This is a genomic window from Mycobacterium sp. SMC-4, assembly GCF_025263265.1.
Taxonomy (GTDB): domain Bacteria; phylum Actinomycetota; class Actinomycetes; order Mycobacteriales; family Mycobacteriaceae; genus Mycobacterium.
The window spans coordinates 152,937-175,067 of sequence record NZ_CP079869.1 but is presented as its reverse complement, the minus strand read 5'-3'; the positions used below and the strand labels follow the sequence as shown (position 1 = coordinate 175,067).

Genomic DNA, 22,131 nt, shown 5'->3' with positions numbered 1-22,131 from the left:
TCGCCAGAGCGCGGTGAGGCAATTCCGGGAGCCCTCAAGGGGGCCGACACCCTACCGGAAGCTGCTGTACGCTCTCGCTACGAATCGCCAGGCAGAAAGCGGGGCCTTCCATCCAGCAGTTCATGATTCGCGTGAGCAGCACTCTGCGCAGATTCCGCTGGGCGGTGTTCGCGGTGTGGGTGTTGCTGCTGGTGCCGTCGGTGTACCTGGCGATGAACCACTCCGGTCATCTGACCGGCGGTGGGTTCGAGGTCGCGGGTTCGCAGTCGCTGTACGTGCAGCACCAGCTGGAAGCGCAATTCCCCGAAGAGGGCGCGTCGGCGCTGGCCCTGGTGGCGGCGCCGCGACCCGACGCGTCGTTCGACGACATGAACAGCGCCGTTGCGCACCTGGAGCGCATCGCCGCGGAAGTGCCCAGCGTCGCCGTGATGCCGAGTCCTCAGCAACCCCCGCCGCAGCCGGACCGCCCCTACGTCGTGATGTTGCAGCTGGATTTCGAGAACACCGGTGCGGTCGACATCGCCAACCAGTTGCGGGAACGCGTGGGCATCGACGGCGACGAGCCCGGCGAGACCGCGAACGGCAAGGTGCGGCTCTACGTCATCGGCCAGGGAGCGCTCGGCGCCGCCGCATCGCTGGCCACCAAACACGACATCGCACAGGCCGAGAAGTGGAACTTCCCGATCGTCCTGCTGATCCTGCTGGCGGTGTTCGGTTCGCTGGCCGCGGCGGCGATGCCGCTGCTGCTGGGCATCTGCACCGTCGTGGTGACGATGGGCATGGTGTTCGTGTTGTCGATGTACATGACCATGTCGGTGTTCGTCACGTCGACGGTCTCGATGTTCGGCATTGCTGTGGCGATCGACTATTCGCTGTTCATCCTGATGCGCTATCGGGAGGAGTTGCGCGCCGGCCGAGAACCCGACGACGCCGCCGACGCGGCGATGGCGACCTCCGGACTGGCTGTCGTACTGTCCGGTCTGACGGTGATCGCGTCGGTCACCGGGCTGTACCTGATCAACACCCCGGTGCTGGAGTCGATGGCCACCGGCGCGATCCTGGCGGTCGCGGTCGCCGTGCTGACCTCGACGACGCTGACGCCGGCGGTGCTGGCCACGTTCGGCCGCCGGGCCGCCCGCCGGTCGTCGTATCTGCAATGGAGCCGCCGCGGCGAGGCGACCCAGTCCCGGTTCTGGACCCGCTGGATCGGCTGGGTGATGCGCCGGCCGTGGGCTTCGGCGCTGGCCGCCACCACGCTGCTGCTGATGTTCGCCGCACCGGCGTTCTCGATGGAACTCGGCAACAGCATGCAGCGGCAGTTCGAGCCGACCCATGAGATCCGCGGTGGTGTCAACGCGGCAGCCGACGCGCTGGGCCCCGGCGCGCTGGGGCCGGTGCGGGTGCTCGTGACGTTCCCGGAGGGCACTGAAGCGTCGGCGCCGGCCAAGCAGCCGCTTCTCGATGAGATCCGGCAGCGGATGGCCCAGGCCCCCAACGCGGTGTCGGTGAGCCCGCCGGTGTTCGGGACCGACTACCGGATCGCGCTGCTGTCGGTGGTGCTGTCGGTCGATCCGGAGGACATGGGTGCCCGCGAGACCGTGGCGTGGCTGCGCGAACAGTTGCCGCCGGTGGCCGGTGAGCGGGCCGAGATCGACGTCGGCGGACCGACCGCGCTGATCAAGGACTTCGACGACCGGGTCTCCACCACCCAGCCGATGGTGTTCGTCTTCGTGGCGCTGATCGCATTCGTGATGCTGCTGATCGCCATCCGGTCGGTGTTCCTGGCGCTCAAGGGCGTGTTGATGACCGTGCTGTCGGTGGCCGCGGCCTACGGCAGCCTGGTCGTCGTCTTCCAGTGGGGCTGGCTGTCGGGCCTCGGGTTCGAACCGCTGTCGTCGCTGGACAGCACGATCCCGCCGCTGGTGCTGGCGCTGACCTTCGGGCTGTCGATGGACTACGAGATCTTCCTGCTCACCCGAATCCGGGAGCGGTTCCTGCAGACCGGAAACACCCGCGACGCCGTCGCCTACGGCGTGTCGACCAGTGCGCGGACCATCACCAGTGCGGCGCTGATCATGATCGCGGTGTTCGTCGGGTTCGCGTTCGCCGGAATGCCGCTGGTCGCCCAGATGGGCGTGGCCTCGGCGGTCGCGATCGCGGTGGACGCCACGGTGGTGCGACTGGTGCTGGTGCCCGCCCTGATGGCGATGTTCGACGAGTGGAACTGGTGGCTGCCGCGCTGGCTGGACCGCATACTTCCGTCGGTCGATTTCGAGAAGCCGCTGCCCAAGGCCGACATCGGCGATCTGATCATCATTCCCGACGACATCTCTGCCCTGGCACCGTCTGGTGCCGACCTGCGTACCGTGGTGAAATCCGCAGCCAAGCTCAAAACACTTGTGCCGCAGGCAATCACCGTTGCCGACCCGCTGGCCTTCAGCGGCTGCCAGCCGTGCGGCAAGCTGGTCCCCGGCCGGTTGCGCAGCGAGGGCCGGGTGCCGGCGACGATCGGCAACCGGGCCCACGGCAAGACCGTCGCGGTGAAGTTGCCCAAACACCCGGTCACGATGTGGCGCGGGCGGCTCGATGTCGCGCTCGACGCGCTGCGGGTGGCCGACACCACGACCGATGCCGATCGCCTGCTGACCCGCAGAGCCCCGCTGGAGACCACCCATGTGCTGCTGCCCACCGGCGACCGCCTGCAGATTCCCACCGGCGCGGAAACCCTGCGGCTGAAAGGCTTCCTGATGATGCAGCGCAACAGCAGTCGCGACTACGCCGAGTTCTCCGATTTGATCGACTCGATGGACGTCCAGACCGCGGCGGAAGTGCTCGCGGGCATGGACCGGTACTACTGTGGGCAACCGGCACGCGACCACTGGGTGGCCACCCAGATGGTGCGCCGGCTGGCCGACCCGGCCCCTGCCGACGGGCCCGACCTGGCAACATCGGGCGCCGACGCGGAAGCGCAGTGGGCGAAGGTCAGGCAGCGCTGCTTGTCGGTGGCGGTGGCAATGCTGGAGGAAGCGAGGTGACGGTGGCCCCTGAGGTGACGGGGGACATACGAGGCGCAGACCCCGACAAAGCCTTCGCTGCGGCTGGCCGCGGCGAGGTGTCCGATGCGTCGATGCCCCATGACCGCCCGGTCGAGTTCTGGCCGACTGCTGCGATTCGGGCCGCACTGGAGAACGACGATCTGTCGGTGTGGCAGCGCATCGTGGTGGCCATCAAGCGCGACCCGTTCGGCCGTACTGCGCGCCAGGTGGAGGAGGTGCTGGAGACCTCCCAGCCGTACGGGGTCTCCCGCGCCATGGCCGAGGTGCTGGTGCGCACCCGCGAACATCTCGAGGCCAACGAACGTGGCGAGGTCGCCCGTCATGTGCACCTGTTGCTGGAGCGCTCCGGGCTGGGCGAGCAGGAGTTCGCGTCGCGCATCGGCGTGCCCCCCGATCAGTTCGCCGCTTTCCTGCGGGGAAGCATCAGCCCGCCGGCGTCGCTGATGATCCGGATGGGCCGGCTTTCCGAGCGCTTCGCCAAAATGCGCCAGCAGCGCCAGTAGACCCTCGGCTCTAGCGGGAGTGCAGCGGGCTCACGTCGACCACCAGCCAGCGGCCGTCGCTCTTGGTCAGCGTCACCCGCAACGCCAGCACCGCGGTGTCAGCTGGATTACCCGGAGAATTCTGCGTGCTGCGCAGCACCACCGCGACGCTGGCCGCCGCCGGACCGATCGCCTCGACACCGGCTGACACTGTGCGCGCCTGCGCCGACACGTTGCGGCTGGCCAAGTCCTGCGCTACGCCGGCGAAGTCGGCCCGGAATCGTTCGGCGCTGTCCGCGGACATCAGGCCGGCGGCCCGGTCGATGGACGCGGTGGGGCTCTGCGGTGTGAAGGTGGCCGACGCTTCGGCGACGCTGCTGGCGATTCCGGCGACCTCGGCGGAATCGGCGTCCAGCGCGCGGCCGGGCACCGTCCACTGGGTGTAGCCGACCACGACGGCGGCGACCAGCGCTGTGGTGGCGGTGCCGACCACTGCCAGCCGCAAGCCGGGACCGTCGTCGTCGGTTCCCATCGTCACCGCGTCACGGCGAGCCAGCACGAAGTTGACAACGACACCCTCGACGATCAGCACGCACAGCACCGAGAACAGCGCCACCCACCACAGCGGCCAGGCCAGCGCGAGGCCGATGTAGATCAGCGCGGCGACGGTGGCCGCCGGGGCGAGCACGTCGAAGGCCAGCACCCGCAACCGGTTCCTCATCGAATCGGCTCCAGCCGCGAGATCAAGAGCCTGCCGTCGACGTCGGCGACGTCGAGGCGCAGCGACCACCGCACCGTCCGCGGAGCCTCGGAGCCGACGTTCTCGCTGATCGACGTCGCGACCACCAGCACGGTGTCGGTGCGGGTGGCGAAGCCGGTGAGCTCCTCGTCGTCCTCGGCGCGGGCGCGGTCCTCAGGCTGCTGGTGATGGATTTCCTCCAGCGAGACCGAGTTGACCTGGCCGGTGGTGCGCGATTGCAACGTCTGCACCAGCCTGCGGAACGGTTCGACCGACGCTTCGAAGTCGACGTTGAGCTGGCCGACCGTGCCCTCGTGCAAGGTGCTCAGGTCGGAGGCGATGCTGTCCTGGTTCATGTTGATCAGCACGCCGGTCCATTCGGCCGCGGTCTGCAACACCCGGGTGCGGTGTTCGACCTCCTCGGTGTTGTCGCGGTGCCCGCCCCAGATCAGCGCGCTGAGCACCACGGCGACCACGGCGACGATCCCCAGCACCGCCGAGGCGACACCGAACCGGGAGAACAGCCCCGCGTCAGGCTGGGACTCCTGCTCGTCGTCGGGCATGCGCGTGAGCGTACCCGGCGCGGAACAGCATTCCCGGCGACGATCCGACCCCGCACCGGGCTTCTGGCACGCTGGTGGGGTGACGGTTGAAACAGCATCGAACCCTGCGACGAACCCGGCCCCCCTTCGATCCGGAATCGACCTCAGCCACGTCGACCCCTCGGCCCGTCCCCAGGACGACCTCTTCGGTCACGTCAACGGCCGCTGGCTGGCCGAGTATCAGATCCCGGCCGACCGGGCGACCGACGGCGCGTTTCGCACCCTCTATGACCGGGCCGAGGAGCACATCCGCGAGATCATCACCCATGCCGCGCAGTCCGGTGCCGCAGCCGGCACCGACGAGCAGCGCATCGGTGACCTGTACGCGAGCTTCATGGATGAAGAGACCATCCGCGGACGTGGGCTGGCCCCGTTGCTTGAGGAACTATCGACGGTCGAGGCCGCCGACTCCGCCGACGCGCTGGCCACGGTGCTGGGTGCGCTGCAACGCACCGGTATCGGCGGTGGGTCCGGTCTCTATGTCGACACCGACTCCAAGAACTCCAGCCGCTACCTGCTGCATGTGACGCAGTCCGGTATCGGCCTGCCCGACGAGTCCTATTACCGGGAGCCCCGGCACGCCGAGATCCTGGCGGCCTACCCGCACCACATCGCCACGATGCTGGCGCTGGTCCACGGCGGTTCGCCCGACGATCATGCCCGAGCCGCGGCCGCGATCGTCGCGTTGGAGACCAAGATCGCCGCCGCACACTGGGACGTGGTGAAGCGCCGCGACGCCGATCTGACCTACAACCTGCGAACCTCGGCCGAACTGACGGCCGAGGCACCCGGGTTCGACTGGACGCGCTGGTTCACCGCACTGGGAGCCGGCTCCGAGCAGACCGCCGAACTGGTGGTGCGCCAGCCCGACTTCCTGACCGCGTTTGCCCGGTTGTGGGCCGACGAGCCGCTTGAGGACTGGAAGCAGTGGCTGCGGTGGCGCGTCATCCGGGCTCGGGCGTCGCTGCTGACCGATGAACTCATCGCCGCCGATTTCGAGTTCTACGGCCGCCGGTTGTCGGGCACCGAGGAGATCCGGGCCCGGTGGAAGCGCGGGGTGTCGGTGGTCGAGAGCCTGATGGGTGACGCGCTGGGCCGGCTCTATGTCGAGCGGCATTTCCCGCCGCACGCCAAGGCCCGGATGGACGAACTGGTGGCCAACCTGCGCGAGGCCTACCGCGTCAGCATCAACGAACTGGACTGGATGACGCCCCAGACCCGGCAGAAGGCCCTGGCCAAACTCGACAAGTTCACCCCGAAGATCGGGTATCCGGCCAAGTGGCGCGACTACTCCACGCTGGTGATCGATCGCGCCGACCTGTACGGCAACTATCAGCGCGGTTACGCCCTGGAATACGACCGCGACCTGGCCAAGCTCGGCGGCCCGGTGGACCGCGACGAGTGGTTCATGACACCGCAGACAGTCAACGCCTACTACAACCCCGGGATGAACGAGATCGTCTTCCCCGCCGCGATCCTGCAGCCGCCGTTCTTCGACGCCGACGCCGACGATGCCGCCAATTACGGCGGAATCGGCGCGGTCATCGGCCACGAGATCGGTCACGGCTTCGACGATCAGGGCTCCAAGTACGACGGCGACGGAAACCTGGTGGACTGGTGGACCGACGCCGACCGCGCCGAATTCGGTACCCGCACACAGGCGTTGATCGAGCAGTACGAAAAGTTTGTGCCGCGCGGTCTCGACGGATCCCATCACGTCAACGGCGCGTTCACCGTCGGGGAGAACATCGGCGACCTCGGTGGCCTGTCCATTGCACTGCTCGCCTACAAGTTGTCACTCAACGGCCGGCCCGCGCCGGTCATCGACGGGCTCACCGGCGTGCAGCGCGTCTTCTTCGGCTGGGCTCAGGTGTGGCGCACGAAATCACGGGAAGCCGAAGCGATTCGGCGGCTGGCGGTCGATCCGCACTCGCCGCCGGAGTTCCGCTGCAACGGAGTGATCCGCAACCTGGACGCGTTCTACGAAGCCTTCGAGGTCGGCCAGGACAGTGAGCTCTATCTCGAACCGCAACACCGCGTGCGCATCTGGAACTGAGCCGGGTGCACCGACACCGCCGATCGGAAACCTGACCGACTGCTGAGAGTTCGCTGCTGACCCGCTGGCCCGGATGGACGCGCCGCGAGGCGCGCCATAGCCTCGTTGTGAACCGCCCTCCAAGAGTCACATTCACAGGTACCCGCTCGTGCGGCACGCTCCGCGGACCGTCATCACCGAAGATGGCGGTTTGCTGGGCATTGTCGGCGACCCGTCAGAAGGCACCCGATCATGCACCGATACCGCATCTTGTCGGCCGCCACCGTCTGCGCGGCGTTCCTGTCCCCCGGCATCGCCGTGGCTCATGCCGATCCCAACGACCCAGCACCGGCGCAGGTCTCGGCCGACGGACAGGTCCACTCCGAGCAATCGGCCAGCGTGGCCGGCAGCGACCGCTGCATGACCAACGTCGGCACGATGGGAACTTCTTCGGTGCGCGCCTCCGACATGGATGTGCCCCACCAGACCGCTCAAGAAGCCGGTCCCGAATGGGTGGGATCGGACGGCTGGCAGGCGCAGGGGATCAGCCGGTCCAACCCATGGGGCGGCAACTTCGATCCGACCAACACCCACACCGGTCCGGCCTGCGCGCCCGTCACCGCCGGTGGGTTCTCCTAACCGCGCGTCCGATCACGCAGAAACGGGCTCAGCGCCAGCATGAACGCTCCGAACATCACCAGCGGCGCAGCCAGCGGCAGCCACCGGACTTCCAGCGGCACCACCACCGCCAGGCTGGCGACCGCAGCGAAGGTCACCGCTGCCGACATCACCGGCACCGACGCTCGGCCCCCGTTGTGGGCCAGCACCAGGTAACCGGCTGCGGCCAGCCCGGCCAGCGCGCTGTACATCGGCGCGGGCGCGCCGAACAGCAACGTGCCCGCCGCCAGCAACACCGCGACCGTCGCGGCCGGTCGTACCCAACCCGACACCAGCACGGCGAGCACGGCCGCAGCCGCGACCACCAACACCGCACCGGATGCCCCGACGGCCGCGCTCACCACCATCAAGACGCCGAAAGGTATGGGCCACAACAGTTTCATCGCCCGGCCCCGCGCGGCTCGGCCATCAGCATCATTGCCTGGTCCAACGTAGAGGACTGCGGCCACGCCACGATGTCGACTCCGACAGTGGCCATGTCGCGATACATGAAGGAGCGCTGCAACCCCCACATGCGTTCCACCAACGGATCTTGCACATCGGGCACCGGGCAACCCTGGAGAATGTCGACCGCGATCACCGCGTGCCCACGCCGGCGCAGATCGATGAGGGCCAACGCGAACTCGGTGTCCAACATCGTCGAGAAGGCCACCACGACGGCTCCGGCCGGCACCGCGGGGCGTGGCGCCAGAGTGCCGGTCGCCGTCTCGAAGGCATCGCTGGCGCCGAGCATGGTGTCGAGGATCCGGTAGAACTGGCGCTGACCGATATCGGCACCCAGCCAACGGGTTTGGCGGCCTCCCAGCGCCACCAGACCGGCGCGGTCGCCGTAGCGCAGTGCGCTCTGCACCACCTGGGCAGCGCCCCGCGCCGCACGCTCGGTGGCCAGTGTGGCCGGCCCGGGTGGCTGAGGATAGACATCGAAGAGCACCACCACATCGGCGGCCCGATCGGTGAGCCGCTCGGTGACGTGCAGCGCGCCACGCCGCGCGCTGACCGGCCAGTTGACTGTGCGCAGTTGATCTCCGGGTACGTAGGGGCGGATGTCGGCGTACTCCACCCCTGGCCCGACATGGCGGGTCAGGTGGGTGCCCAGCCGGTCGAGCAGTTCGCTGCGCGGTAGCGGCGTGGACTGGGCGAACGCGACCGGAAACACGAACACCTCGGCCACCACGGCCACCCCGGAGCCGCACAGCAGGCCGCCCCGACCCGTGACGCTCACCTCGACCGACACCGGGTAGCGACCCCACCTCGGCGCGCCGACCGCAACCGTCATCGGCGCGCCGTCGTCGACGAGCTTGAGCTCGGGCAACGGCGTAGGCCGCAGCTGCACTTCGCTGCCGTCATCGGCGCCGGCAGAAACCTCGACGCGCACCCGGTCACCCTCGAAGCACCGCTGCAGCACCGGTGAGCCCCGGACCCACACCGCCGGGAGCCTGCGCTGCCACGACACCGAGCACAGCACGCCGAGCAGCGGAGCCGCGAACACCACCAGGTCCCAGCGACCGCTGACCAGTGCCACGATCAGGGCCGCACCAGCGCAGGTCGCCAACGCGTAGGCCAGCGGGGATGCCCGCCAACACATGTCGACATCGACTCGGTCCTGTCTCATCGCGACTCGCCGGTGCGTGGTACCGGGGTCCGCCGCAGCAGGTCGTCGATGACGTCGGCGCCCTGCACTCGGCGCACCCACATCTCCGGGCGCAACGTGATCCGGTGTGCCATCGTCGACACCGCGAGGGCCTTGACGTCTTCGGGCACCACATAGTCACGTCCGACGAGCAAAGCCCGCGCTCGGGCCAACTGGACCAGGTCGAGCTCCGCGCGAGGGCTCGCCCCCACCGAGACCTGCGGGTGGTTGCGGCTGGCGGCTGCCAGCGAGACGACGTAGTGCAGTACGTCCTCGTGCACGCTGACCAGCTCCACCGACTCCTGCATGGCCAACACATCTGCGGCCTCCACCACCTGCCGCACGATCGGCTGCGCCGAACCGCGGTCCAGGCGCCGACGCAGCATCGTCGTCTCCTCTTGTGCCGAAAGATATTTCAGCTCAAGACGAGTTGCGAAGCGGTCCAGCTGAGCTTCCGGCAGCGGATAGGTGCCCTCGTATTCGATGGGGTTGTCGGTGGCCAGCACCAGGAACGGCTCGGGTAGTCGGTGGGTGACTCCGTCGATGCTGACCTGCCGCTCGGCCATCGCCTCCAGCAGCGCCGCCTGGGTCTTGGGGGGCGTGCGGTTGATCTCGTCACCGAGCAACAGGTTGGTGAACACCGGGCCACGCCGGAATTCGAAACGGCCGGAGGTCATGTCGTAGATCGTCGCGCCGAGCAGGTCGGCGGGCAGCAGGTCGGGGGTGAACTGCACGCGGGTGAAGTCCAGTCCCAGTGCCGCGGCAAAAGACTTCGCGATCAGCGTCTTGCCCAGACCGGGCAGATCCTCCACCAGCACATGGCCCCGCGCCAGCACGGTGATCAGGATCAGGGTGAGCGCGTCACGTTTTCCGACCACCACCTGTGAGATCTCGTCGAGGACCGACTCGCATCGCGCGGTGGTGGTCGCCAAGCTGCTCACAGTTGCTCCAGCCGTCTGAGGATGTCGTCGAGGGTGGCGCGGCCCGGACCGGGCTCCTGGCTACCGGTGCGTGAGATGTTCTCAGGGTCGACCCAGGCCCACAGCACAGGACCGAACAGCATGCGTCCGCTGGCCTGAAAAGCAGTCGGATCCTTGATCTTCCGGGTTCCGGCCGCAAGCTCGAACTGGCGCGCCAGCAGCGGTCGTAGCCGACGGTCCCAGTCGGCGCGGGTTGACTCCGACCACGAGATCAGGGTCTCGGTGCGCGTGAGCCAGCGCTGCAGCGCAGTACCGGTGCCATCGGCCGGCATGTCCTGCGCAGCGGGTGCGGGGTGCGACATCCGCCACCGGGCGGTGATCAGCGCGACGGCCACCGCCGCACCACATGCCGGCACCACGAACTGCCGGTCGGCCAGCATCAGAGCCAGCACCTGCACCGACACCACGACCACGAGGCCGCCGACGACCAGCTTCGTCATGGCGCCCCCAGTAGGTCCCGCTGCACCGCCCGCAGCGCGGCCAGCGCTTCCGCGCGGTGCTGCTCGGTCATCACGTGACGGCTGAACCGTGCCTCTTCGAACAACTCCACCAGTCCGACGGCGCTGTCCGCCCGCAGCGCGTGCCGATCGACCGCGCGCGCCAGCACCTCCGAGGGGGTGTCGGAGGCCCGCGGGCTGGTTCCCGGCGACTTCTCCAACTCGGCTTCCATTACGGCGTAGCAGGCGATGATGGCCTCGCGCGGGTCCCGCCGGCGGTCATCGATCTCGGCGAGCCCGCGTTCGGCCGCCCGCGCCAGGTCGGGTGCGGCCGACCCGGCGGGTGCCGCGACGTCGTCAACGTCGTCGACCGGTGGCGGCGCGGCGGGGGCGACCCGGCCGGCCCGCAACCCCGCCACGATCGAGAGTGCCACCATGGCCACCGTGCCGACCAGCAGGTAGCCGAACAGCGCGTCGGAACCGGCGGCGGGCCGCGGCACCGATCCGCCCTCGGCGCCCTCACGCGGCGGCTGATCAACCCCAGCGGGACTTTCGGCCTCGGGGACGGCGACCTCCCACCGCTGCAGCAGCAGGATCACCGTCAGCCATATCGCCAGCGCAGCAGCGGCGTAGACGAGCAGCCGCCAGCGGGGCCGTCCCCCGGTTACGCCGAATCGGCGCGGCGCTTCCTCGGTGTGGCGCACCCGCCGACGGCGCGGCTGGGCCAGGACGGCGAGCGCCATGATGGCCAGCGCCACGGCGAACATGGCGACCACGGCAAGGGGCGAGGCCGTGCCGGGTCGGTCGTCGGGTTCGGGCGGCGGCGGCGCGGCGGCCGTTTCAGTGGGCAGATAGCCGCGCAGCGCGAGTGCGCCGAGCAGCAGTGCAGCCAGCACCGCGACCGTGCGTGCCACCGCCTTGCCGTCACCGGGCATCGGCCCACCCCGAGAATCGGTGCCGACGGTCTCAGACGGCCGTCAGCCTGATCCCATCGTGGCACGGTCGGAGCGGACCGGGCCCGGACTACCTCAGAACAGCTGCCAGTCGTGCGCGCCGTCTTGCTGGGTGTACCAACCGCCGTCGGTGTTCTTGATGACCACCGGGTCTCCGCTGCCGAAGGTGTCGTAGAACCACTCGGCGTTGGCGGGGCTGAGGTTGATGCAGCCGTGGCTGACGTTAGTACTGCCTTGTGAGCCCACCGACCACGGGGCGCCGTGCACGAAGATGCCGCTGTTGTCGATGCGGACCGCGTCCTTGACCTTGACGCGGTATCCCTCGCCCGACGGATCGTCCACCGGAACGCCGTAGGTCGAGGAGTCCATCACCATGTCCTTGAACTTCTCCAGCACGTAGTAGGTGCCGTTCTTGGTGTCCGAGCCCGCCTTGCCCAGCGAGACCGGGAAGGTCTTGACCAACTCACCGTTGATCATGACCTCCATCTGCTTGGTTTCGTTGTCGATGGTCGCGACCTGCGATTCGCCCACCCGGAAGCTCGACTTGGTGCCGGCGGCGTCGATGTTGACCGTGGTGTGGGCCGGCCAGAAGTCCTGCGGGCGCCAGCGCACCTGCTGGTCGGTGATCCAGTAGAACCGTCCGGGAACCGGCGGGTTCGACGAGATGTGGATGGCGCTCTCAGCCAGCGGACGGTTGGCGATCGGGCGCTGGAAGTTGATGATGATCGGCTTGGCCACACCCACGAGCGCACCGTTGACCGGGTTGAACGACGGCGGCACGAACGGCGGCTGCCCGGTGAACGGCGTGGGATTCTGCCCGGCCGGGGTGCCTGCGGGGATCGGCATCGGCTGGCCGGGCACCACCGCGAGTGGGTCGACGGTCGCCCTCTCGCCGGGGGCCGACGGGACGGCCGGTGTGGCTGCGGACGGGTTGGGCAGGGCAACCGGTTCGGCCGGTGGCGCCGGCACCGCGGGGTCTGCCGGTGGCGGCGGCGGGGGTGCGATACCTGGTTGGGCCAGCGCCGACGGGGCGCTCATCGTCAGCACGGCGACCACCGCCGATGCCATCATCACGGCCGTCCAACGCACCTTGTTGCGCTGCCGCATAGACATACCTCCAGTTCAGCGACTGCCTCCCAGTGTGGCACAGCGTCGCGGTCGACTGCCTCGTCCAGCAGCCGGATCATGCCCAGGACGAAGCCCTGACCTGCACGGATCATCGCGATCTGGCGGCCGTCTGTTACCTGCGCAGAGTGGGCGTCAGCCCGCGGCGACGAGTGGGCTCGGGTCAGGAGCGCACCAGTCGGGCGATGGCCGCCGACGCCTCGGCGAGCTTGGCATCGGCCTCGGCGCCCCCGGCGGCGACCGCGTGGCTCACGCAGTGGCCCAGATGCTCGTCGAGCAGACCCAGCGCCACCGACTGCAGCGCGCTGTGCACCGCGCTGATCTGGGTCAGGACGTCGATGCAGTACTTGTCCTCGTCGATCATCTTGGCGATGCCGCGCACCTGTCCCTCGATGCGCCGCAGCCGCCGGGCGTAGTTCTCTTTCTGGGCCGTATAGCCGTGCGGTGCTTCGGGTTCAGATGCCCCGGTGTCGGTCGTTTCAGTCACCCGAGCTCCTTCTGTAGCTGTCCCATCTGATCGATCTCGGCTTGCGCAGTGGCCACCATCTGCCGGGCCATGGCGATGGCGTCGACATTGGCGCCGTCGGCGATCTGAGCCTTGGCCATCTGCACCGCCGCCCTGTGGTGGTCGATCATCGAATCCAGCCACAGTCTGTCGAACTCCACGCCGCGCAGCGACCGCAACCGCGCCGTCGTCGCCTCGTCGGGTGTGCCCGGCGTCGACGGGTGTCCGGCGCGGCTGCCCGGGTCGCCGACCTCCGGGTTTTCATTCCACTGGACCAGGAACACGTTGAGCACGTTGATCTCGGGTTGCGCCACGGCGGCGATCTGTTGGGCCAACGCGATCACCTGCGGATCGGCCGAGCGCTCACCGGCCAGCGTCGACAACTCGATGGCCTGCTTGTGGTGGGCCACCATGCCGGTGGCGAACGCGACGTCGTCGGCGTTGTAGCCCGCGGGCTCGCCGGTGATCACCGGCGCATCCAGCGTGGTCTGCTCACCGGTGTCCCCGTTCTCGGGCGAACCGCCGCACGCTGCTACCGTCAGCGCCGCCAGCACGGCGCCCACCAGCGCGATGGTCCGTTTCATGCGACCAGCGTACAAGTACCCCGTGGGGGTATCGATATCGGTTTTGCCGGGGTAATCGCCAGGCGCATAATCGGGGTCATGCCCTCAGAGCCCACCCGGTCCACACCCGACATCAAGCCGCGCAGCCGCGACGTCACCGATGGCCTTGAGAAGGCCGCCGCCCGCGGGATGCTGCGCGCGGTCGGGATGGGTGACGATGACTGGGTCAAGCCGCAGATCGGCGTCGGCTCGTCATGGAACGAGATCACCCCGTGCAACATGTCCCTGCAGCGGCTCGCGCAGGCGGTCAAGGCCGGCGTGCACGCCGGCGGTGGATTCCCCCTCGAGTTCGGCACGATCTCGGTTTCCGACGGCATCTCGATGGGTCACGAAGGCATGCACTTCTCGCTGGTGTCCCGCGAAGTGATTGCCGACAGCGTCGAGACCGTGGTGCAGGCCGAGCGTCTGGACGGAACAGTGCTGCTCGCCGGCTGCGACAAGTCCATTCCCGGCATGCTGATGGCCGCGGCGCGCCTGGATCTGGCGTCGGTGTTCTTCTACAACGGTTCGATCATGCCGGGCACCGCCAAGCTCACCGACGGCACCGAGAAAGAGGTTACGATCATCGACGCCTTCGAGGCGGTCGGTGCGTGTGCGCGCGGGCTGATGTCGCGCGAGGACGTCGACATCATCGAGCGCGCGATCTGTCCCGGCGAGGGCGCCTGTGGCGGCATGTACACCGCAAACACGATGGCCAGCGCAGCCGAGGCGCTCGGAATGTCATTGCCGGGCAGCGCATCTCCGGTTGCCATCGACAAGCGCCGCGACGAGTACGCCCGCCGTTCCGGTGAGGCCGTGGTCGAGATGCTGCGCCGCGGCATCACCGCCCGAGACATCCTGACCAAGGAGGCGTTCGAGAATGCGATCGCGGTGGTGATGGCATTCGGCGGCTCGACCAATGCGGTGCTGCACCTGCTGGCGATCGCCTACGAGGCCAACGTAAAGCTGGCCCTGGAGGACTTCACCCGCATCGGGCAGAAGGTCCCACACCTGGCCGACGTCAAGCCGTTCGGCCGGCACGTGATGAAACACGTCGACGAGATCGGCGGGGTGCCCGTGGTGATGAAAGCCCTGTTGGACGCCGGCCTCCTGCACGGGGACTGCCTGACCGTCACCGGCGCGACGATGGCCGAGAACCTCGCTCACATCGAGCCACCGGACCCCGACGGCAAAGTGCTGCGGGCGATGAACAACCCGATCCATCCGACCGGAGGCATCACGATCCTGCACGGCTCGCTGGCCCCGGAGGGCGCGGTGGTCAAGTCGGCGGGCTTCGACTCCGATGTGTTCGAGGGCACCGCACGGGTTTTCGAGCGGGAACGGGCCGCGTTGGACGCGCTTGAAGACGGCACCATCACCCACGGCGACGTCGTCGTGATCCGCTATGAGGGCCCCAAGGGCGGACCCGGGATGCGTGAGATGCTGGCCATCACCGGCGCGATCAAGGGCGCGGGCCTGGGCAAGGACGTGCTGCTGATGACCGACGGCCGGTTCTCCGGCGGCACCACCGGGCTGTGCGTCGGCCACATCGCACCCGAGGCCGTGGACGGCGGACCGATCGCGTTCGTCCGCGACGGTGACCGGATTCGGCTCGATGTCGCCAACGGCACGTTGGACATCCTGGTCGACGCGGACGAATTCGATTCCCGCAAGGTGGGCTTCGAACCGCTGCCGCCGCGCTACACCACCGGCGTGCTGGCCAAGTACACCAAGCTGGTGGGCTCGGCCGCCGTGGGCGCCGTCTGCACGTGATCCACACCCGCCGCTGACGTCACAATTTCAGCAGCCACCAGCTCCTACAATGGCGCCGTACCGGCGGTTGCAGGCAGCAGGAGGTGAGGGGTTTTGGCCACGGCGTTCCCCGATACCGCTGTGCTGGAAAGCGTGCTGGACCTCGCGGCGTACGCCCCGTCGGCACGCAACGCGCAGCCGTGGCAGTGGTACGTCGACGAGCACAGCGTGCAGTTGTTCGCCGACTGGGAACGCCGCCTCGGCGACTCCGAGGCCGACCGCCGCGACGTGCTCTTGGGTTGCGGCGCGGTATTGCACCATTGCGCGGTCGCGTTGGCCGCAGCCGGATGGGCCAGCCGGATCCAACGCTTCCCGGACGACGACGGCATGCTGGCCCGGGTCGCCCTGGATCCTCGGCCGGCCGGCAACGGCAGCCGTGATCTCGCCGGTGCCATATCCCGGCGCCGGTCCGACCGGCGACCGTTCGGCGGCGCGCTGCCCGCGGGCACGCTGGAACTGCTGGTGATCCGCGCCGAGCGCTTCGGTGTCGAACTTGCGGTGGTGCCGAGCATCCGGTGGGCCCGGGTCGATGCCGACAGGTTCGCCCTGAGCTACGGAGATCGCCCGCCCGACCGCGCCGACGACGACGCCGTCATGCTGGTGCTGGCAACCGGTACCGACACCGACGTGATGCGACTGCGCGCCGGCGAGGCGCTGAGCGACCTGACCCTGGCTGCGGCCGCCCTGGGCCTGGCCAGTTGTCCGCTGACCGACCCGCTGCGCGAGCAGCGCAACCGGTTGGCGTTGGCGTGCGAGGTCTTCGACGGCGAGGCCCACCCGCAGGCGTTGATCCGGATCGGGTCGGCGATCAGCGGCGACCCGATCCCCCCGGTGCCGCGACGGTCAGTGGCCGAGACCACCACCTTCCACCTGAACTGAGGCCTCCGGTTCAGGATCGCTTGATCTGCAGCACCCGTTTACGCAGGCCCTTGGTGGCGGTGTCCATCAACCCCTGCGCCCCCTTGCGGATCAGGAACCCTGGCAACGGCACCGTCGTGTCAACGGTCAACTCCAACCGCACCCGGGTGCCCTCGCCGTGCGGGGTCAATGTGTAGCGACCCTGTTGCGCCTTCTGCTGTTTGGAGCTGACCAGCGTCCAGCTGACGCCGTCGTCGTGCACCTGGTAGTCGAGCACCTGCTCGTCGCTGACCCCGACGATCTTGACGACCTGACGCGACCGCGTCGGCCGGCCCTGCTCATCACGCTCCAGAACCTCGACGCGTTCGTGAGCCGAGGACCAGTCGGGCAGCGTCTCGATGTCGAACAACACGTCGAGGATCTCGCCGGGACTGGCCTCGATGACGATCTCGCGGGACTCGCTGACAGCCATGGCGGCCAGGTTAACCCGGTTGTCGCCGATTGAAACCGGGACACCTCAAGGCCGGCCGGCGGCCTGCGGTGGTGCTGGCCCGCCCTCGACCGCCATCTCCTCGATCCGCCGTAGGGCCACTGCCAGCACCGGAAGGTAGGCCGGAGCCCACAGCGGTGCACTCATCCACGCGCGACACCGCGGGCCACCGGGGTCCACGCCGTGCCGGGTCGCCGGTACCCCGGCGACGCGCCATCCCCACATCCGGCCCGGATCGAGTTCGCTGATGGTGAACGGCAGCGCGACCCCGACCGCCGTGCGCACCGTGCCGGTGGCGCCCAGTTCGAAGCCGGCGCCATCAAGCGTGGCACCGGCCACGGTCGGCCCCCACCGCGGCCAGGCCTGCAGGTCGACCAAAAGTTGCCACACCGCGTCGGCGGGCGCGGCAATGTCCCTGCTCACCGTCCACATCCTCGCGGGGTACCCACTTCCTCGACAACGTGCCCGCGGTCACGCCAATCGCGCGTGCAGCTGCGGCAGGAATGCGGCGAGGTGGTTCATCTCCTCGGCACAGTGCACCAGCAGGTCGCGCGGATCGGGCAACTGCCGAGTGGCCACTGGCCGAACCGCCGCGTCGGTCAGGGGGTTTCCGCGGCGGACGGCCACCCAGGGCCCACCCATCCAGAAGCGGGAACGCATCTCGGCACCGGCCGGGGTGGCCCTGACGTGGTGGATGAGCCAGCCGATGTCCACGGGTAGCTCCGAGGAACCCAACCGGGCGCACACCGCCACCGATTCACCGAGCCGGACCGCACCCATGCCCACCTCCTCGGGAGCGACGAATCGGATCGCGGCCTTGGTGTACTTCGAACCCAGATATTCCTCGACCAGCGATGTGCGCCCTACGTAGTGCCCGTCGCCACCACCGTCGGCCCACCGCACCGACGCGTGCGCGCGGGGGTGCCACAACTTGTACCGCCGGCTGTCGCTGCCGTGCCAGCCGAACCACCAGTCCCACATCTGCGGGGTGACGCCGGGCATGTCGGTACGCACCGAAACCTGGAAGGCGCCGGCACCCACGCTGCCGTAGCCGTTCTCGGTGACGTGGTATCCGTCGTCGAGAAGCGTTGCTGCATCGTCGAATTCGAGGAGCACCTGGTCGGCTTGCGGTCCGTGGTGCAAAGCGTCGACGACATGGCCGGGCAGCGCGGCCATCCGCGGGTTGAAGAACCCGCCGAACTCCGTCGCGCTGTCGTGGCCCCGATACCCGAGGTATGCGCGGTCGCCGCCGAGCCTGCTCATCCCCACTCCGAAACTCGGCTAACCGACGACCGCCACGGCGAAGCCGTCCCAACCCTTGGTCCCGACCGTCTGGATCGCCGCGGTGTCCAGCCGCGGGTGCGCGCCCATCATGTCGAGCATCTCGTTGATGGCCAGGGCCTGCTGATCATCGGGGGCGGGGTCGAGTACCCGGCCGTTGCGGGCGATGTTGTCGACGACGATGACGGTGCCCGGCGCGCCCAGTCGAATGGCCCACTCGACGTAGGCCACGTTGTTCTCCTTGTCGGCGTCGATGAACACCAGGCCGAACGGGGCACCGCCCTGCAGCGTGGGCAGGGTGTCCAGTGCCGCACCGACTTTGATGTCGACGCGGGCGGCGACGCCGGCGCGCTCGAGGTTGGCGCACGCCACCTCGGCGTGCGCCGGCTCGAACTCCAGGGTGGTCACCGATCCGTCGGCGCCGACTGCTCGTGCCAGCGCGATGGTGCTGTAGCCGGCCAGCGTGCCGATCTCCAGGACCCGGCGCGCGCCGGCGATGCGCACCAACAGCGACAGCAGCTTGGCGTGTTGGGCGGACACCTCGATGGGGGGCATCCCCGCCGCCGCGCCGGCCTCGCGAGCCGCGCGTAGCGCTTCGTCCTCGCTGTCGAGCACTCGGGTGAACAGCGCGTCCAGCGCGGCCCAGTCAGGTATCCGGTCGGGGGTGGTCACACCGTCGACGCTACTTCACACCCTCCTTGGCATAGACCACCCGCAGCACGTGGGCCACCTCGGCGCCCATCACAGCGCCAGCCAGCTCACACAACGTCGCCACGAACTGCGGGCCGTGTGGCGGGTCGGCGTCACACAGGTGGTGGGCGATCTCATGAAGAATCACCAGCTCTCGCAGCGCCCACCCGCTGCGCTCGTCCGGCACGGCCACCACCGCAGTTCCGTCGCGGTATTCGTAGTGCGCCGCGGTGACTCCTCGGCGCGGCCGCACCCGCAGCGGCAACGCATCCGGCCAGCGCCGCTGCACCGCGGGGTGGGCCAGCACGTCATCGACATAGGTCTGCACGCTCTGGGCGGAAGCGAACCGCGCCTCCGGCGGCAACGTCAAGGCTGCGCCGAAGAAGTCGACCACCGGGTTGCCACGCTGGGCGGCCCGGTCGAACATGGTGCGCACGAAGTGTTCTGCGGCGTAGACCTTGGCGCGCTGACCGTCGCGGCTCACCTCTCCAGTGCCGAGCGCGCCCCCGCCAGCTCGTCCTCACCGCCCAGCCGGGCGCGCCGACCGGCACGATCGCCGGCCCGCCGCGCCGCTGACGAGTAGCCGGCTGTCGCACTGGTCGCGCGCCACCTGCCGCGTGCCTTCGACTCCTGCCGGTAGTAGTCCTTGAGCTCCAGATCCTTGTTGCGCAACGCGATCGCGGTGCCGGGGTTGCTCGCCGGCCCTGCGGTGGCCGCCTGGCGGGCCTGTTCGCGGGCCTCGGCCAGGCGCTGGCCGACCCGGGCCCCGAAGGCCAACTGGAAGTTGATGCGCGCGGTGATGGTGGGCGTCGGGCGGTGCGCACCGGAGGCGATGTAGGCGTTGGAGGCTCGCACCATCTGCATCACCAGGCTGGTGTACAGCGCGTGGGTCGCGTCGATGTCCTCGGCGAAGCCGTAGGCGTAGACGAACGTCGAGTTCGACGCGACATCACAGGTGACGTCGTTGGCCGCGGCGATGACCACGAACAGCTGCACGTAAGTGCGCAAACCCCGCGCACCGGCCTCCCCGATGGTGATCGTGCGCTGCACCGGGGCCTGAGCCTTGGTGCGTTGGGCGCTGTGGCTGCGTGCCACGGCCAGATCGATCGACGTCGACGTGGCCAACCGCTGCGCGGCTGCCATGAATGCCTCGGCTTCATGGGGATTGTCGGTGCCCTCGGCCTGGCGCAACAGCGCGGCGATGCGGGCCAGCATCTTCTCGTCAGTGTTCATGGCGCTGACCCTAGAACGCGCCTACGACGCGTCATCGGCGACCGAACTCCGTATCCCCACAACCGAATCCATCCACAGCTCAGCTGGCGACGAACTCGTCGAGAGCGGTGACGAGCTGCGGGGACAGCGGCTCCTGGTTGGCATAGTTGGCAATGCTGTCGCTCGGATCGTCGCGCAGCACATGGTTGACTCCGGTGAGTTCGACCAGCATCAGGTCGGTGTGGTCCAGTGCGTCGGCCAGCGGGCGCATCGCGTCGCAGGACGCCTGGCTGTCAGCATCCGAACAGGTCAGCAGCACCCGAGTGCCGGCGGGTATCGCCGCGGCCAGCGCCAGCGGATCGATCTTGTCGGCTTCCACGACCGCTGCCACGTTGGCCGGGTTGACGATGGCGGTCAGCCCGTCGGGCAGATCGTCGGGCACGGTTGCGGTGGTACGCAACTGGTCCACCGCCGAGCGCCAGGTTTCCACCGTCTCCGGCGCTCCGTCGGCCGCCACGCGTGCGGTGATGATGTCCAGGTAGCGGCCCGGCAGCGGCTGCAACAGGCCCAGTGCGTGGATCCTCGGTGCATCGGGCGCATCGTCGCCGGCCAAGGCCATCGCGTGGATCGTGCCCTCACCCAGCCCGTACACCGAGATCCGGTCGGCATCGGTACCGGGTTGGGTGGCCAGGAACCGCACCGCCGCCCCGGCTCCCTGGGTGTACACGCCGCTGACCACCGCCGCCGGATCGGTCGCATACCGACCCAGACCGGTGCGCCCGGTCCCGACCTTGTCGTAGCGCAGGCTGGCCACGTCTCGCTCGGAGAGCAGTTCGGCGAGTTGACGCATGTTGCCGATCGGGCCGGCGACCTGATTGTCGCCGTTGCGGTCGGTGTTGCCGCTCTCGGAGATCAGCAGCGCGGCCGGTCCGGGGTCCTGTCCGCGGTGCCGGTAGGTGCCGTGAATGGTCAGTCCGTCGGCGTCGAAGCTCACCTCGTCATCGGTCCAGGCGGCGTCACCCGATTCCGAGGCACACCCGGCTGGTAGCACCACTGCGATCGAAAGCAGCAGAGCGGCAACGACTTTCATAGCTTCGACTCGATCCAGCCGGTGACGTCGTCGAGCACCACCGTCTGCTCCGGTTCGTTGAACACCTCATGGTAGAGGCCCGGGTAGACCTTCAGGTGGACATCGGTCGACCCGACACACTCGACGAGCCGACGGCTACCGCTCACCGGGATCAGCCTGTCCTGCTCGCCGTGCACCACCAGCAACGGCGCCGAGATCGCCGCGGCGCGGCGCGGCATCGTCTCCCCCACCCCGATCAGCGCGCGGCCGACTCCGGCGGGCAGCTTGCCGTGGAACACCAGCGGGTCGGCCTCATAGGCGGCGACCACCTGCGGATCACGCGAGACCGCGTCGGCGGGAAGGTCTTCCACCGGCAGTCCCGGCGCGAACCGCCCGACGACCTTGGCCAACAACACTTTCGCCGGCGACACCGACGCGGCCGCGTCGACGGCGGGGCCGGAGAGCACCATCGCGGTGTAGTCGTCGGGGTGGTCGACCCCGTAGCTGAACACGATGGCCCCACCCATGCTGTGGCCGACGACCACGCGCGGCAGTCCCGGTTGCTCGCGGGCCGCGATCCCGACGAGGGTGTGGAAGTCCTCGATGTACTCGTTGATGTTGCGAAGATGGACCCGCTTGCCGCCGGAGCGCCCGTGGCCGCGATGGTCGAGCGCGTAGGTGACCAGTCCGGCAGCGCCGAAGCGCGCGGCGACGTGGTCATAGCGGCGGGCGTGTTCTGCGTAGCCGTGCGCGAGCACCACCACTGCGCGGACCGCGACATCGGCGTCGGGGGTCCACACGTCGTAGACGAGGGGGACCCCGCCGACGCCGTCGAATCGGTGTTCGCTGCGGGTCACGGCCATTCCGGCAAGCCTATCGGGCGGTCGGGTCGACG

General features: G+C 68.9%; 24 protein-coding genes. 6 read left to right on the top strand and 18 right to left on the bottom strand.

The features are described 5' to 3' along the window. The first annotated feature begins 122 nt into the window (after positions 1 to 122). Both KXD98_RS00890 and KXD98_RS00885 read left to right on the top strand, forming a co-directional pair. Positions 123 to 3,035 carry an MMPL family transporter gene (locus tag KXD98_RS00890; protein WP_260761436.1) on the top strand — a complete coding sequence of 971 codons (2,913 nt, stop codon included), beginning with the start codon at positions 123 to 125 and terminating at the stop codon, positions 3,033 to 3,035. Positions 3,036 to 3,127: 92 nt separating this feature from the next. Then, entirely contained in the window at positions 3,128 to 3,559 is a 432-nt protein-coding gene (locus KXD98_RS00885) for an XRE family transcriptional regulator (protein WP_260765472.1), read from the top strand. A 10-nt stretch (positions 3,560 to 3,569) separates the two neighbouring features. Here the strand turns inward: KXD98_RS00885 and KXD98_RS00880 are convergent, their stop codons facing one another. Together KXD98_RS00880 and KXD98_RS00875 are read right to left on the bottom strand one after the other, a co-directional pair. Next, positions 3,570 to 4,259, bottom strand: a complete 690-nt coding sequence (locus tag KXD98_RS00880; protein ID WP_260761435.1) for a hypothetical protein — start codon at positions 4,257 to 4,259, stop codon at positions 3,570 to 3,572. Then, positions 4,256 to 4,840: a hypothetical protein gene (locus KXD98_RS00875; RefSeq protein ID WP_260761434.1), complete on the bottom strand. Its 585-nt coding sequence runs from the start codon at positions 4,838 to 4,840 to the stop codon at positions 4,256 to 4,258. Before KXD98_RS00875 ends, KXD98_RS00880 begins: the two co-directional genes overlap by 4 nt. A gap of 79 nt (positions 4,841 to 4,919) precedes the next feature. Here KXD98_RS00875 and KXD98_RS00870 point away from each other — a divergent pair, with 79 nt between their 5' ends. Together KXD98_RS00870 and KXD98_RS00865 are read left to right on the top strand one after the other, a co-directional pair. Continuing rightward, positions 4,920 to 6,935, top strand: a complete 2,016-nt coding sequence (locus tag KXD98_RS00870; RefSeq protein ID WP_260761433.1) for a M13 family metallopeptidase — start codon at positions 4,920 to 4,922, stop codon at positions 6,933 to 6,935. A 231-nt stretch (positions 6,936 to 7,166) separates the two neighbouring features. Next, on the top strand, positions 7,167 to 7,553 hold the full coding sequence (locus tag KXD98_RS00865) for a hypothetical protein (RefSeq protein WP_260761432.1): 387 nt from the start codon (positions 7,167 to 7,169) through the stop codon (positions 7,551 to 7,553). Here the strand turns inward: KXD98_RS00865 and KXD98_RS00860 are convergent. The 8 genes from KXD98_RS00860 to KXD98_RS00825 form a co-directional block, all read right to left on the bottom strand. Continuing rightward, positions 7,550 to 7,939 carry a hypothetical protein gene (locus KXD98_RS00860; protein WP_260765471.1) on the bottom strand — a complete coding sequence of 130 codons (390 nt, stop codon included), beginning with the start codon at positions 7,937 to 7,939 and terminating at the stop codon, positions 7,550 to 7,552. The two genes, KXD98_RS00865 and KXD98_RS00860, sit on opposite strands and share 4 nt — an antisense overlap. Before the next feature lie 32 nt (positions 7,940 to 7,971). After that, complete coding sequence (locus KXD98_RS00855) at positions 7,972 to 9,204, bottom strand: DUF58 domain-containing protein (protein WP_260761431.1); 1,233 nt, start codon at positions 9,202 to 9,204, stop codon at positions 7,972 to 7,974. Then, complete coding sequence (locus KXD98_RS00850; protein WP_260761430.1) at positions 9,201 to 10,163, bottom strand: MoxR family ATPase; 963 nt, start codon at positions 10,161 to 10,163, stop codon at positions 9,201 to 9,203. The genes KXD98_RS00855 and KXD98_RS00850 overlap by 4 nt, the downstream gene beginning before the upstream one ends. Beyond that, entirely contained in the window at positions 10,160 to 10,642 is a 483-nt protein-coding gene (locus tag KXD98_RS00845; RefSeq protein ID WP_260761429.1) for a hypothetical protein, read from the bottom strand. The genes KXD98_RS00850 and KXD98_RS00845 overlap by 4 nt, the downstream gene beginning before the upstream one ends. Next, positions 10,639 to 11,574 (bottom strand): DUF4129 domain-containing protein, encoded by a 936-nt coding sequence (locus KXD98_RS00840; protein WP_260761428.1) that lies wholly within the window; start codon positions 11,572 to 11,574, stop codon positions 10,639 to 10,641. Before KXD98_RS00840 ends, KXD98_RS00845 begins: the two co-directional genes overlap by 4 nt. Before the next feature lie 93 nt (positions 11,575 to 11,667). Beyond that, on the bottom strand, positions 11,668 to 12,699 hold the full coding sequence (locus KXD98_RS00835) for a L,D-transpeptidase (protein WP_260761427.1): 1,032 nt from the start codon (positions 12,697 to 12,699) through the stop codon (positions 11,668 to 11,670). A gap of 181 nt (positions 12,700 to 12,880) precedes the next feature. Continuing rightward, entirely contained in the window at positions 12,881 to 13,204 is a 324-nt protein-coding gene (locus KXD98_RS00830) for a metal-sensitive transcriptional regulator (protein ID WP_260761426.1), read from the bottom strand. Continuing rightward, positions 13,201 to 13,806, bottom strand: a complete 606-nt coding sequence (locus tag KXD98_RS00825) for a DUF305 domain-containing protein (RefSeq protein ID WP_260761425.1) — start codon at positions 13,804 to 13,806, stop codon at positions 13,201 to 13,203. The genes KXD98_RS00830 and KXD98_RS00825 overlap by 4 nt, the downstream gene beginning before the upstream one ends. A 78-nt stretch (positions 13,807 to 13,884) precedes the next feature. Between KXD98_RS00825 and ilvD the strand changes: the two genes are divergently transcribed. After that, entirely contained in the window at positions 13,885 to 15,597 is a 1,713-nt protein-coding gene (gene ilvD / locus KXD98_RS00820; RefSeq protein WP_260761424.1) for a dihydroxy-acid dehydratase, read from the top strand. Positions 15,598 to 15,690: 93 nt separating this feature from the next. Next, on the top strand, positions 15,691 to 16,515 hold the full coding sequence (locus KXD98_RS00815) for a nitroreductase family protein (RefSeq protein ID WP_260761423.1): 825 nt from the start codon (positions 15,691 to 15,693) through the stop codon (positions 16,513 to 16,515). 10 nt (positions 16,516 to 16,525) lie between these two features. Here the strand turns inward: KXD98_RS00815 and KXD98_RS00810 are convergent, their stop codons facing one another. The 8 genes from KXD98_RS00810 to KXD98_RS00775 form a co-directional block, all read right to left on the bottom strand. Further along, the gene (locus tag KXD98_RS00810) at positions 16,526 to 16,966 is read right to left on the bottom strand and encodes an SRPBCC family protein (RefSeq protein ID WP_260761422.1); all 441 of its coding nucleotides are present in this window, start codon (positions 16,964 to 16,966) and stop codon (positions 16,526 to 16,528) included. Between the two features lie 45 nt (positions 16,967 to 17,011). Then, positions 17,012 to 17,416, bottom strand: a complete 405-nt coding sequence (locus tag KXD98_RS00805; RefSeq protein WP_260761421.1) for an SRPBCC family protein — start codon at positions 17,414 to 17,416, stop codon at positions 17,012 to 17,014. A 39-nt stretch (positions 17,417 to 17,455) separates the two neighbouring features. Further along, positions 17,456 to 18,247, bottom strand: a complete 792-nt coding sequence (locus KXD98_RS00800; RefSeq protein WP_260761420.1) for a DAPG hydrolase family protein — start codon at positions 18,245 to 18,247, stop codon at positions 17,456 to 17,458. Between the two features lie 18 nt (positions 18,248 to 18,265). Beyond that, entirely contained in the window at positions 18,266 to 18,937 is a 672-nt protein-coding gene (locus KXD98_RS00795) for an O-methyltransferase (RefSeq protein WP_396882195.1), read from the bottom strand. A 10-nt stretch (positions 18,938 to 18,947) separates the two neighbouring features. Then, positions 18,948 to 19,382 carry a TIGR04338 family metallohydrolase gene (locus KXD98_RS00790; RefSeq protein ID WP_260765469.1) on the bottom strand — a complete coding sequence of 145 codons (435 nt, stop codon included), beginning with the start codon at positions 19,380 to 19,382 and terminating at the stop codon, positions 18,948 to 18,950. 53 nt (positions 19,383 to 19,435) lie between these two features. After that, entirely contained in the window at positions 19,436 to 20,188 is a 753-nt protein-coding gene (locus tag KXD98_RS00785) for a DUF2786 domain-containing protein (protein ID WP_260761419.1), read from the bottom strand. A 79-nt stretch (positions 20,189 to 20,267) separates the two neighbouring features. Further along, on the bottom strand, positions 20,268 to 21,257 hold the full coding sequence (locus tag KXD98_RS00780; RefSeq protein ID WP_260761418.1) for a hypothetical protein: 990 nt from the start codon (positions 21,255 to 21,257) through the stop codon (positions 20,268 to 20,270). Next, positions 21,254 to 22,099: an alpha/beta hydrolase gene (locus KXD98_RS00775; RefSeq protein WP_260761417.1), complete on the bottom strand. Its 846-nt coding sequence runs from the start codon at positions 22,097 to 22,099 to the stop codon at positions 21,254 to 21,256. The genes KXD98_RS00780 and KXD98_RS00775 overlap by 4 nt, the downstream gene beginning before the upstream one ends. Positions 22,100 to 22,131: the final 32 nt, after the last annotated feature.